The organism is Vibrio metoecus (genome assembly GCF_009665255.1).
GTDB classification, from domain to species: domain Bacteria; phylum Pseudomonadota; class Gammaproteobacteria; order Enterobacterales; family Vibrionaceae; genus Vibrio; species Vibrio metoecus_B.
On record NZ_CP035686.1, the window covers coordinates 195,493 to 207,882 of the forward strand.

Annotated in this window: 8 protein-coding genes; 5 read left to right on the top strand and 3 right to left on the bottom strand. The window is 49.9% G+C overall.

Annotated elements, in window-relative coordinates:
- Positions 1-56 precede the first annotated feature (56 nt).
- Positions 57-1,433: a PhoH family protein gene (locus EPB59_RS01000; RefSeq protein WP_000502897.1), complete on the bottom strand. Its 1,377-nt coding sequence runs from the start codon at positions 1,431-1,433 to the stop codon at positions 57-59.
- Between the two features lie 420 nt (positions 1,434-1,853).
- Here EPB59_RS01000 and rapA point away from each other — a divergent pair, with 420 nt between their 5' ends.
- The 5 genes from rapA (at position 1,854) to EPB59_RS01025 (ending at position 8,892) form a co-directional block, all read left to right on the top strand.
- The gene (rapA, locus tag EPB59_RS01005) at positions 1,854-4,763 is read left to right on the top strand and encodes an RNA polymerase-associated protein RapA (RefSeq protein WP_154171352.1); all 2,910 of its coding nucleotides are present in this window, start codon (positions 1,854-1,856) and stop codon (positions 4,761-4,763) included.
- A 96-nt stretch (positions 4,764-4,859) separates the two neighbouring features.
- Positions 4,860-5,597, top strand: coding sequence for a pseudouridine synthase (locus tag EPB59_RS01010; protein WP_001251800.1), 738 nt, complete (start codon positions 4,860-4,862; stop codon positions 5,595-5,597).
- Between the two features lie 39 nt (positions 5,598-5,636).
- Positions 5,637-6,599: a D-2-hydroxyacid dehydrogenase gene (locus EPB59_RS01015; RefSeq protein WP_154171353.1), complete on the top strand. Its 963-nt coding sequence runs from the start codon at positions 5,637-5,639 to the stop codon at positions 6,597-6,599.
- A gap of 125 nt (positions 6,600-6,724) precedes the next feature.
- On the top strand, positions 6,725-7,897 hold the full coding sequence (locus tag EPB59_RS01020) for a YjgN family protein (RefSeq protein WP_154171354.1): 1,173 nt from the start codon (positions 6,725-6,727) through the stop codon (positions 7,895-7,897).
- Entirely contained in the window at positions 7,897-8,892 is a 996-nt protein-coding gene (locus EPB59_RS01025) for a M48 family metallopeptidase (protein WP_154171355.1), read from the top strand. Before EPB59_RS01020 ends, EPB59_RS01025 begins: the two co-directional genes overlap by 1 nt.
- A gap of 80 nt (positions 8,893-8,972) precedes the next feature.
- On the opposite strand, the gene EPB59_RS01030 is transcribed toward EPB59_RS01025, so the two are convergent.
- The gene (locus EPB59_RS01030) at positions 8,973-11,834 is read right to left on the bottom strand and encodes a valine--tRNA ligase (protein WP_154171356.1); all 2,862 of its coding nucleotides are present in this window, start codon (positions 11,832-11,834) and stop codon (positions 8,973-8,975) included.
- Positions 11,835-11,927: 93 nt separating this feature from the next.
- A complete protein-coding gene (locus EPB59_RS01035) occupies positions 11,928-12,377 on the bottom strand; it encodes a DNA polymerase III subunit chi (protein ID WP_154171357.1) in 450 nt (149 codons plus the stop codon).
- Positions 12,378-12,390: the final 13 nt, after the last annotated feature.

A 12,390-nucleotide genomic window follows, 5' to 3' on the forward strand; every position in this document is an offset into this window, starting at 1 on the left:
GCAAGGGAAGATAGATTTTGTGAGGCGAGATGCACATAACATCTCGCCAAAAGTGATTATAAATTCTCTTCGGCGAATTCAGCCAAACGGCTGCGTACTACGCCATTGAGGTGGATGTTGGCGCTGCCTTCAAAGTTTTTGAAGCGCTCAACCATGTAGGTAAGGCCTGAGGTGACAGGGGTTAAATAGTGGGAATCAATCTGCGCTAAGTTACCTGAGCAGACAATCTTGGTGCCTTCACCACAGCGGGTGATGATGGTTTTGATCTGCGAGGCGGTGAGGTTTTGACACTCATCGAGCAGCACGAAGGCGTTTTGGATTGAACGACCGCGCATAAAGTTGATCGATTTAAACTGAATGTTGGCTTTATCGCAGATGTATTTGAGCGAGCCATCGGTACAGTGATCATTTTTATGCAGCGCTTCTAAGGTATCGGTGACGGAAGCGAGCCACGGCATCATCTTTTCCTCTTCCGTGCCGGGCAGGAAACCAATCGATTCGCCGATATCAGGGGTGTTGCGAGTGACGATGATTTTATCGAACATTTTGCGCTCGACGGTTTGCTCCAGCGCTGCCGCCATCGCCAGTAAGGTTTTACCACTGCCGGCAGCACCGGTCAGGATCACCAGATCGATATCCGGATCGAGCAATGCGTCTAGCGCCATCCCTTGATAAATATTTTTTGGGGTGATGCCCCATGCTTTGCGATGCATCATGCGTTCACGGCTCAGATCGCGCAACGTCAATGTATCGCCATCGATGGTTTCGACCCGCGCGGCAAAGTCGCTGTCTTCATCAATGACATATTGGTTGAGGAAGGTCGGATCGAACGGCGCACGATCCAGCTTATGGAAGGTTTTGCCACCGAGCGTGTAGCTCGCGACATCTTCCACGCTGTCCCAAAAACTGCCGGGACGAGTTTGAAAGCCCTTGGTCAGATATTGAATATCATCAATCAGTTGGTCGGTGCGGTAGTCTTCCACATACAACACGCCCGCACCTTTGGCGCGCAAACGCATGTTGATGTCTTTAGTCACCAGCACGACGGCACGTGGCGCACGTTGAGTTTGCAGATAAAGCACAGCATTGAGGATCCGGTTATCGCCTTCTTTATCGGTAAAGGCTTTCACGGTTTCATGTACTTCATAGTCGGCGAGGATCGAGATGGTTCCTGTTGCGCCCTCTTGCTTAGAAAGCGGGATCCCTTCGGTGATTTCTTCGGGAGTGGCATCGTGGAATAAGTGTTCCAAAGCCCGAATCGCTACGCGTGCATCGCGCGCCACATCACGTTTGCTGTCTTTGATTCGGTCGAGTTCTTCAAGAACGGTCATTGGGATGACCACGTCGTGCTCTTTGAAAGAGTAAATGGCGAGAGGTTCGTGGAGTAGGATATTGGTATCCAGTACAAACAGTTTCCGATCGGTATCGCCCATAAGCGTCTCCTTGCTACATGTAGCATGCTTTGTCGTGGATGTTCACAAGCGGCCTGTAGGATCGTACGCTCAGGTGAGCGTTGCGATCATTGTCGACTTGCTGCAAACCCGTGTTGATACTCTCTGTTTGAACTTGCAGGCTTTGTGCCAATCTTTTTTGACACTAACACCGCGCCTTCAACCTGAGTATAGCAATCATCTTGTTAACAAATGCCACTCATTTTTGACAATTTGATGTCACCCAAAAGCTGTAGAAAAAAAAGCACGTTGCGGCAGGGAATGGGCGTGACCTGTGTCACGCCATCAAGTAAGATTAGCGGCCTTTTTCTGCACTCAAAGCGGTCAGCATCCATAATAAAAAGCTGGCTGAAGTGAAGTGTAAAAATTCTCTGCAACGCTATTTGATGAGGTAGTCCATTCATGTCATTTGCTTTAGGGCAACGCTGGATAAGCGATACGGAAAGTGATCTCGGGTTAGGTACTGTGGTGGCGCTTGATGCGCGTACAGTGACCTTGATGTTTGCAGCATCGGAAGAAAATCGTGTGTATGCACGTTCAGATGCGCCGGTCACCCGTGTGATCTTCAATGTCGGCGATGTGGTGGATAGTCAGCAAGGCTGGTCGTTACAAGTTGAACAAGTGGTGGAAGACCAAGGCGTCTACACCTATTTAGGCACGCGAGTGGATACCGAAGAAAGTGGTGTCGCGCTGCGTGAAATTTTCCTCAGTAACCAAATTCGTTTTAATAAACCGCAGGATAAGTTGTTTGCTGGTCAAATCGATCGCATGGACAACTTCGTGCTGCGTTATCGCGCTCTAGCCAATCAATATCAACAGCACAAAAGCCCAATGCGTGGTTTGTGTGGTATGCGCGCTGGGCTGATCCCGCATCAGCTGTACATCGCCCATGAAGTAGGTCGCCGCCATGCACCACGCGTGTTACTGGCCGATGAAGTCGGTTTGGGTAAAACCATCGAAGCGGGCATGATCATCCATCAGCAAGTGCTGACGGGACGTGCTGAACGCATCCTGATTGTGGTGCCTGAAACGCTGCAACACCAATGGTTGGTGGAGATGATGCGCCGTTTCAACCTGCACTTTTCGATTTTTGATGAAGAGCGCTGTGTCGAAGCCTTTAGCGAGGCAGATAACCCATTTGAAACTCAGCAGTATGTGCTTTGCTCACTCGATTTTCTGCGTAAAAGCCGCCAGCGTTTTGAACAAGCGTTGGAAGCAGAATGGGATTTGTTGGTAGTAGACGAAGCTCACCACTTAGAGTGGCACCCAGAAAAGCCAAGCCGCGAATATCAAGTGATTGAAGCGCTCGCAGAGCAAACTCCGGGGGTGCTGCTATTGACGGCAACACCTGAGCAGTTAGGTCGTGAAAGCCACTTTGCTCGTCTGCGCCTGTTGGATGCAGATCGTTTCTACGATTACGAAGCTTTTGTTAAAGAAGAAGAGCAATACGCGCCGGTTGCGGATGCGGTCACTGCGCTGTTCAGCGGTGAGAAGTTGAGTGATGAAGCGAAAAACAAAATCACTGAGCTTCTCTCTGAGCAAGATGTGGAGCCGCTGTTTAAAGCGTTGGAAAGCCACGCCAGCGAGGACGAAATTGCTTTGGCGCGCCAAGAGCTGATCGACAATCTGATGGATCGCCACGGTACTGGTCGCGTATTGTTCCGTAACACGCGTGCGGCAATCAAAGGCTTCCCAGTGCGTAATGTGCATTTGCTGCCATTGGAAATTCCTTCTCAATACACCACGTCAATGCGTGTTGCGGGCATGCTCGGCGGTAAACTGACGCCAGAAGCGCGTGCGATGAAAATGCTCTACCCGGAAGAGATTTTCCAAGAGTTTGAAGGTGACGAATCAAGCTGGTGGCAATTTGACTCACGCGTTAACTGGCTGCTCGAAAAAGTCAAAGCCAAACGCAGCGAGAAGATCCTCGTCATCGCTTCCCGTGCCAGTACCGCATTGCAGCTAGAGCAGGCACTGCGTGAGCGTGAAGGCATTCGTGCAACGGTATTCCATGAAGGCATGTCGATCATTGAACGCGATAAAGCCGCGGCTTACTTTGCCCAAGAAGAGGGCGGCGCGCAGGTGCTGATCTGTAGTGAAATCGGCTCCGAAGGCCGTAACTTCCAGTTTGCTAACCAGTTGGTGATGTTCGATCTGCCGTTCAACCCTGATTTGCTTGAGCAGCGTATCGGACGTTTGGATCGTATCGGTCAAAAACGTGATATCGACGTGTACGTGCCGTATCTGACCGAAACGTCACAAGCGATTTTGGCGCGTTGGTTTCAAGAAGGTTTGAATGCCTTTGCGGAAACCTGCCCAACGGGTCGTGCGGTGTATGACGCCTTCGCTGAGCGTTTGATCCCAATTCTTGCTGCTGGTGGCGGTGAAGAGCTGGAAGTGATCATCGAAGAGTCAGCCAAGCTCAACAAAATGCTGAAATCGCAGCTGGAAGTGGGGCGTGATCGCTTGCTGGAAATGCATTCTAACGGTGGCGAAAAGGCGCAGCAGATTGCCGAGCAGATCGCGAAAACTGATGGCGATACCAATCTGGTGACGTTTGCTTTGAGCCTGTTTGATGCGATTGGTCTGCATCAAGAAGATCGTGGCGAGAATGCTCTAGTGGTCACTCCTGCCGAACACATGATGGTGCCAAGCTATCCGGGTCTCCCTTATGAAGGAGCAACCATTACCTTTGATCGTGACACCGCACTGTCGCGTGAAGATATGCACTTCATCAGTTGGGAACACCCAATGGTGCAAGGTGGCATTGATTTGCTGATGAGTGAAGGGGTGGGGACTTGCGCAGTGTCGCTGTTGAAAAACAAAGCACTGCCAGTGGGTACCATCTTGCTGGAACTGGTGTATGTGGTGGATGCCCAAGCGCCGAAACGCAGTGGCATCAGCCGCTTCTTGCCAGTCTCTCCAATCCGAATTCTGATGGATGCGCGCGGTAATGATCTCTCTTCACAAGTGGAGTTTGAAAGCTTTAACCGTCAGCTTAGCCCAGTGAATCGTCATTTGGCCAGCAAGCTGGTGAGTTCAGTACAGCATGACGTGCATCGTTTGATTACGACAAGCGAAGCGGCGGTTGAGCCGCGAGTGAGCGCGATTCGTGAACAGGCGCAGCGTGATATGCAGCAGAGCCTCAACAGCGAGTTGGAGCGTTTGCTGGCACTCAAAGCGGTTAACCCGAACATTCGTGATGAAGAGATCGAAGTGCTGGAGCAGCAAATCAAAGAGCTGACTGGCTATATTGCGCAGGCGCAGTATCAGCTGGATTCACTGCGTTTGATTGTGGTGGCACACAACTGATTACGTAGGCCCTCAATACGAGGGCCTTGTTTTATTCCCCGTTGGCGACATTTTGCGTATATAATGCGCCGTTTTTTGTGATACGAGACGATAGCGATGGCAATGACCGAGTACAATCCACCCAAGGAACCGTGGATTGATGTGATTTATGAGGATGAACACATCATCGCAGCCAACAAGCCTTCTGGTTTGTTATCTGTTCCTGGGCGACCTGTTGAGCACTACGACAGTATGTGGGCTCGTTTGGTGGATTACTGCCCTGATGTGAAGGTCGTACACCGTTTGGATATGTCGACTTCTGGGTTGATCCTGTTTGCTAAAGGCAAACATATGGAATCGGCATTGAAGAAGCAGTTTCAGTATCGTCTCACTCATAAAATCTACTATGCCCGCGTATGGGGTGTGATGGAGCAAGACGAAGGCGAAGTGAATTTGCCGCTGTGTTGTGATTGGCCAAACCGCCCGAAACAGAAAGTCTGTTTTGAAGAGGGACGTGATTCTCTGACCCGCTATCAAGTCGTCAAGCGTGAAGAGAAAACCACAGTCGTACGCCTTATCCCGATCACTGGACGCTCTCATCAGCTGCGTGTGCATATGCAATCGCTTGGTCATCCGATTGTCGGTGATGATCTTTACGCGCCACAAGAAGCGGTCGAGTTTGCCGATCGTCTGCAACTGCACGCCGCGGAGCTCTGTTTCTACCATCCACGCAGTCATTGGCTACGCACTCTGTTTGTCCCTTGTGACTTCTATCCCGAAGCCGAGGAGCAGATTTTGCAGCATTTCGATCCTGAGCGAAAATTACCGGACTATAAAAAGCTATCCCAAGACTAATATTATTGTGGGTAGCGGATAATCAGACCCGGAGTCAGCATGTCACTACCCACTTTAGTTTTTCTAGACCGCGCTACTATTCCGCGCCATATCCCCTTACCTGCTCTGCCTTTTGAACATCATTGGGTTGAGTATGATGCATGTGAGCCTCACCAAGTGGTTGAGCGCCTCTTAGCGGCCGATATCGTTATCACTAATAAAGTGGTACTCACCCGTGAAATGCTGGTTCAGTTGCCTAAGCTCAAGTTGATCGCCATTTCTGCCACGGGCACCAACAACGTCGATTTGCAGGCGTGTCGTGATCTCAATATCACGGTGTGTAATGTGCAAGGCTATGCTACGCGCTCTGTACCAGAGCATGTGATCGCCATGATGTTTGCTCTAAGGCGTAATCTTATCGGTTATCACAATGATATTGCGGCCGGAGAGTGGCAGCGCCATAAGCAGTTCTGTTTTTTCACGCATCCTATCGGCGATATTGCGGGCTCCACCATGGGCATTATCGGCAGTGGTGCATTAGGACAAGCGACGGCGAATTTAGCGCGCGCATTAGGTATGCATGTGCTGTTTGCTGAACGTAAAGGTCAGTTGGAATGCCGCGATGGGTACACACCATTTGAGCAAGTGTTGGCGCAATCCGATGTGTTATCCCTGCACTGTCCGCTAATGGATGAAACGCGCAATATTATCTCGGAAGCGGAATTGGTGCAGATGAAGCCCAATGCTCTACTGATCAATACTGGGCGCGGTGGTTTAGTGGATGAACAGGCGCTGGTAGATGCGCTGAAAAGACGTCAAATTGCTGGGGCTGGGGTGGATGTGTTTAGTGTCGAGCCTGCGGATATGGATAACCCACTGATTGCCAACCGTGATCTGCCCAATCTTCTGCTGACACCGCATGTGGCGTGGGGCAGTGATTCCTCGATACAACAACTCGCGACTATCTTGATCGACAACATCAGTGCATTTATGCGTGGTGAAGCGAAAAATCGAGTCGTCTAGAAGTTGCTTTGTTGATTATGTGTGTGATTTATATCGCCATAATTTAATTGGTGTTGTGAATGGTTCTTACAGGTTGTTACACTCGGAGCGCTTTTTTACTCTAAGAACAACGTCAGGAATCATTCATGGTTAATCAACATAAACATACCGTCACCTTCAGTGGTGAGGGTAAAGAGTTTTTTGGGATCTGGAGTGTCAATCTTCTGCTCTCCATTATTACCTTAGGCATCTACTCTGCATGGGCTAAGGTGCGTACTAAGCGCTATTTCTACGGCAATACTTTCATTGCGGGCGATAACTTTGAATATCATGCCCAGCCGATGCAAATCCTCAAAGGGCGTTTGGTCGCATTCGCCGCTGTTCTCGTGTGGTTCGTGGCTAACTCTTTATTCCCAATTGCTTCATTGCTGTTGCTCTTGGTGTTTTATTTTGCTTTGCCTTGGCTGCTTTGGAGCAACGCCCGCTTTGATTCGGCGATGACCAGCTTTCGTAATGTGCACTTCTCCTTTAACGGCACACTGCAAGAAGCCTATTTCTCGTTTATGGGGAGAGGCATCGGTGCTCTAGTTTTGCTGCTGATCTACTTTGTTATTGCTTCGGTCTCAGCGTCTGTTTCGGCAAGTCTTTCTGTTGTCATGTTTATTGGCTCTTTTTTAGTGATGGCGGCGCTCTATGCTTGGGTTATTGCTGGCGTGCAAAACTATTTTGCTAATGGTTATCGTTATGGGGATTGGCAGTTTAGCGCCCAACTGACTACGCGCTTCTTCCTACATACCTATTTAAAAGCAGCGGCAATTGGGGTTGCCTCGATGCTCGCGATCATCTCCATGGTGCTTATCATGGTGTTCGGCAGTATCGATTTCTCTAATCTTACCAATTGGGAAAGCTCGCTACTTGCAAGTGGCTCACCGTTTATGCTGATCGCTACTGTGTACATAGGGATGATCGTAATGGGTATCGCGGTGACGGCTTATATTACTTCGCGGGTACGCAATTACATTTTCTCGCAACTGGTGATGCAGCAAGCGCTGAACGAGGACACAGCCTTTCGATTTGAATCCACTCTCAGTGCTCGTGGTTATACTGGTTTAGTGATCAGTAATTTCTTACTGCAAGCCGTGACAGTCGGTATCGCACGCCCATGGGTGATGGTGAGAACGACGCGCTATCTGGCTGAACGCACTGCTGTGATTGGCGATATGGATGCACTCAAATCGACCGATCAATCCTCAGATGTAAAATCCGCAATCTCTGATGAGTTGGCACAAGCGTTTGATCTCGGTATCGGGATCGGCTGATGCGTATTACCGGAACCGCTTTCCCACCTCGCAGCTCATTACGTTGCGAGGCCGAGCTCGATCTCTCACAAACCCATTTTCTCGCTTTGCATGTCGATGGTGAGATTATTAGCTGTGCGCAGAGCGATGCTCAAATCAGTGCTCCAGTCGGAAAATTACCGATTCGTTTTCAATTACCCAGTGGCTGGGTTTTCGTTTGTGAACGTAATGCGCAGTTGAACCGTTGGTTAGAACAACACAATAAACCGGGGTGGGTGGATCGGCTGGAAGGAAAGTGGAGCGCTTGGCTAATCGCCGTGGTGCTTGGCATCGGTTTATGTGTTTGGGCTTATGTGGCATTTCTACCTTGGCTAAGCAAAGAGGTGGCTGAACGAGTTCCGGAATCTGCCGCTGTGGTGCTGGGTGAGAAAATTCTGCAAACGTTAGATCGCGATTTAAAACCGAGTGAACTTTCTCTCGCACAACAAGATGAGATAAAGCAACGAGTTTTCTCCCATCTTAACCAACTTGAGCCGCTACCTTATCCAATCAAAGTGGAGTTTCGTCACTCAGATATTGGCGCTAACGCGTTCGCTTTGCCCGGTGGAACCTTGGTGTTACTGGATGAGTTGGTGCTACTGGCTAAAACGCCCGAGCAGTTAGACAGCATTATTCTGCATGAGCTGGGGCATGTACATCATCGCCATATGCTTAAACGCTTGGTGCATTCGAGTGTGCTTTCGATTGGTGTGGCGCTGCTGACAGGTGAAAGCTCTGGGGTGGTGGATAATCTGGTTGGGATTGGGGTATTTACGCTCTCCAACGGCCAATCCCGCGATGCGGAACAAGAGGCCGATCAATACGCGAAACAAGCGATGCAGGCGATTTACGGTAGCAGTGAACCGCTAGCTGAAATGTTTGAACTGTTTCAGCAGCAAGAAACGATTGAGGTTCCGGCTTGGCTCAGTACCCATCCTGATCTGGAACAGCGGATCGATGCGGCGCGTCAGCCTTAATCTCAGGTAAAAGCATTCAGCATCGTAAACAAAAAGGCAGCGAAATCGCTGCCTTTTTTCTTTTTATACTAGTGCTTTGCTTACAGCGCAGCGATGGTCGCTTTCTGCTGCTCAAGTTTCACCAGTGCTTCTTGGTAACCCGCGAGCTTTTCACGCTCTTTGGTAATTACCGCTTCTGGTGCTTTCGCCACGAAACCTTCGTTACCTAGCTTGCCTTCGATGCGCGCAATTTCACCTTGCGTCTTAGCAATCTCTTTGGCCAGACGATCCAGCTCAGCGTCTTTATCAATCAGACCTGCCATTGGGATCATCAGCTCAGATTTGCCAACCAGTGCGGTTGCACACGCCGGTGTCGCTTCGCCATCCGCCAATACACGAATGCTTTCGAGCTTGGCCAGTGAAACCAGCACTTGCTTGTTCGCTTCGATACGCGCGGTATCTTGCTCATTCGCCGCTTTCAGCATTACTTCCAGAGGCTTACCTGGGTTGATGTCGTACTCAGCGCGCAGGTTACGGATGCTAGTGATAAAGGCTTTCACCCACTCAATATCATCCAAGGCTTCTTGGTTGAAGTTTGCCGCATCGTACTGAGGCAGTGCTTGCAGCATGATGGTGTCGCCTTCCACGCCATCCACCAGTGGCTTAACACTTTGCCAGATGGTTTCTGTGATGTAAGGGATTACTGGATGCGCCAAACGCAGCGTTTTCTCTAGTACGGTGATCAGCGTACGACGGGTTGCGCGTTGCTGAGCTTCCGTGCCTTTCCACAAAACTGGTTTAGTTAGCTCTAAGTACCAGTCACAGAATTGGTTCCAGATGAATTCGTACAGCGTGTTGGCTGCCATATCCAGACGGAAGTTATCAATGTGACCATTGAACTCTTTCGCAGCCAGCTCGAACTGTGATTCGATCCACTTGTCGGCCAGTGAGTATTCAAGCTCAGCACCGGCTGCAAAACCGCAATCTTGCTCTTCGGTGTTCATCAGCACGTAACGGCTTGCGTTCCACAGCTTGTTACAGAAGTTGCGGTAACCTTCTAGACGCTTCATATCCCAGTTGATGTCACGACCGGTTGACGCCATGGCCGCTAGAGTGAAACGCAGTGAGTCAGTACCGTAGGCTTCGATGCCGTTTTCAAACGTCTTACGGGTATTTTTCTCGATCTTTGCTGCCAGTTGTGGCTGCATCATGTTGCCGGTGCGCTTCGCGACCAGAGACTCTAGGTCGATACCGTCGATCATATCGATAGGGTCAAGTACGTTGCCTTTCGACTTCGACATTTTGTCGCCGTTTTCGTCACGGATCAGACCCGTTACGTACACGGTTTTGAACGGAACTTGTGCTTTGCCATCTTCATCTTTACAGAAGTGCATGGTCATCATGATCATGCGCGCCACCCAGAAGAAGATAATGTCAAAACCGGTTACCAGAACATCGGTTGGATGGAATACGTTCAGCTCAGGCGTTTTTTCTGGCCAGCCAAGTGTTCCGAAGGTCCACAATGCAGAAGAGAACCAAGTATCCAACACGTCATCATCTTGACGAAGTGCAACATCAGCCGCGATGTTGTTTTCTGAGCGCACTTCTTCTTCGTTACGGCCTACAAACACATTGCCTTGCTCGTCATACCAAGCCGGAATGCGGTGACCCCACCACAGTTGGCGAGAGATACACCAGTCTTGAATGTCACGCATCCAAGAGAAGTACATGTTCTCGTACTGTTTTGGTACAAATTGAATATCGCCATTCTCAACGGCTTCAACCGCTGGTTTCGCCAAAATACCTGCGCGAACGTACCATTGGTCAGTCAGCATTGGTTCAATCACCACACCACCACGGTCGCCGTAAGGAACCGTTAGGTCGTGATCTTTGATTTCTTGCAGTAGCCCCAGTTCTTCAAATTCTGCCACGATCGCTTTACGCGCAGCAAAACGCTCCATGCCTTGGTATTTAGCAGGGATCTCTGTGCCGTAAGCATTGCTTGCTTCGCCGTTTGAGTTGAAGACTTCGGCTGCATCACGGATGTTAGCATCAAAGGTCAGAATGTTGATCATCGGCAGGTTATGGCGCTTGCCGACTTCATAGTCGTTGAAGTCGTGCGCAGGGGTGATTTTCACACAGCCCGTGCCTTTCTCCATATCGGCGTGCTCATCGCCCACGATAGGGATGCGACGACCCACGATAGGCAGAATGATCTCTTTACCAATCAGATCTTTATAACGAGGATCTTCAGGGTTAACCGCAACACCCGTATCGCCGAGCATGGTTTCTGGACGGGTGGTGGCTACCACGATGTAATCTTTGCCATCTGCCGTTTTCACGCCATCTGCTAGCGGGTAGCGGAAGTGCCACATGTGACCTTTGGTCTCTTTGTTTTCCACTTCCAGATCGGAGATCGCAGTGTGCAGTTTGGGATCCCAGTTAACTAGGCGCTTACCGCGGTAGATCAGATCATCTTTGTAGAGGCGCACGAACACTTCTTGCACGGCTTTGTAGAAGCCATCATCCATCGTAAAGCGCTCACGATCCCAATCGACAGAGGCGCCAAGACGACGTAGCTGCTTAGTGATGGTACCGCCAGATTCTGCTTTCCATTCCCAAATTTTGTCGATGAACGCATCACGGCCGTAATCGTGCTTAGTTTTGCCTTCTTCTGCAGCGATCTTACGCTCAACCACCATTTGAGTGGCGATACCCGCGTGGTCAGTACCCACTTGCCACAAGGTATTTTTGCCTTTCATACGCTGACAACGGATCAGAGTATCCATAATGGTGTCTTGGAAGGCGTGACCCATATGCAGGCTGCCTGTGACGTTCGGTGGCGGGATCATGATGCTGTACGCGTCTTTTGATGTGTCACCGTGAGGCTTAAAGTAGCCTTGCTCTTCCCAAGTCTTATACAGATCTTGTTCGATTGATGTTGGGTTGTATGTCTTTTCCATAGTGCTCTTTAATGGATGCTGTGATGGTTAATTCAGTCTATCGCTATAAGTGAGTTCTCTTGGATAAGAGAGCTTAACTATAAGGATGGACGGTTATGGATACTGAATCTCAACAGTTTGCAGCTGATAACCTGCTTGTCGATAGAGTTTATACCGCTCGCGTGCTAGCTGCTTGGCATTTTCTGCGCAGGGCACGAAGTCTACCACTTCGGCAAAGGTACGCGCAAAGGTTGTCTGATTATCCGCCAAATTTATTGCCAGTTGACGATTCCAAGAAGGGGAGACACCCACATAACCTATCTCAATCGCGGTGCCAGATTTGGGGCCTTCACCCACTAAATTGTGCGCTAAAAACTGTTCAGGTTCGATTTGCCAAAATCGCTCAGCTAGCTGCTCGGCGTGTGGTTTATCTTGGCATTGCAGATAAATGCGTGCGCCTTGCGCGGCAAAGTGACGTACCAAATACAGCACGTACTGCGCGAAGCCTTCTGGCGTTGCTTGAGCTGAATCTGGGGAAATCAGGTAAAAAGTTGCGGTAGGCATCTTGGTCTCTTGC

What these genes read in the sequence shown, in the direction of transcription:
- EPB59_RS01000 (WP_000502897.1), bottom strand. Translation starts at nt 1,433, where the DNA reads ATGGGCGATACCGATCGGAAACTGTTTGTACTGGATACCAATATCCTA.
- rapA (WP_154171352.1), top strand. Translation starts at nt 1,854, where the DNA reads ATGTCATTTGCTTTAGGGCAACGCTGGATAAGCGATACGGAAAGTGAT.
- EPB59_RS01010 (WP_001251800.1), top strand. Translation starts at nt 4,860, where the DNA reads ATGGCAATGACCGAGTACAATCCACCCAAGGAACCGTGGATTGATGTG.
- EPB59_RS01015 (WP_154171353.1), top strand. Translation starts at nt 5,637, where the DNA reads ATGTCACTACCCACTTTAGTTTTTCTAGACCGCGCTACTATTCCGCGC.
- EPB59_RS01020 (WP_154171354.1), top strand. Translation starts at nt 6,725, where the DNA reads ATGGTTAATCAACATAAACATACCGTCACCTTCAGTGGTGAGGGTAAA.
- EPB59_RS01025 (WP_154171355.1), top strand. Translation starts at nt 7,897, where the DNA reads ATGCGTATTACCGGAACCGCTTTCCCACCTCGCAGCTCATTACGTTGC.
- EPB59_RS01030 (WP_154171356.1), bottom strand. Translation starts at nt 11,834, where the DNA reads ATGGAAAAGACATACAACCCAACATCAATCGAACAAGATCTGTATAAG.
- EPB59_RS01035 (WP_154171357.1), bottom strand. Translation starts at nt 12,377, where the DNA reads ATGCCTACCGCAACTTTTTACCTGATTTCCCCAGATTCAGCTCAAGCA.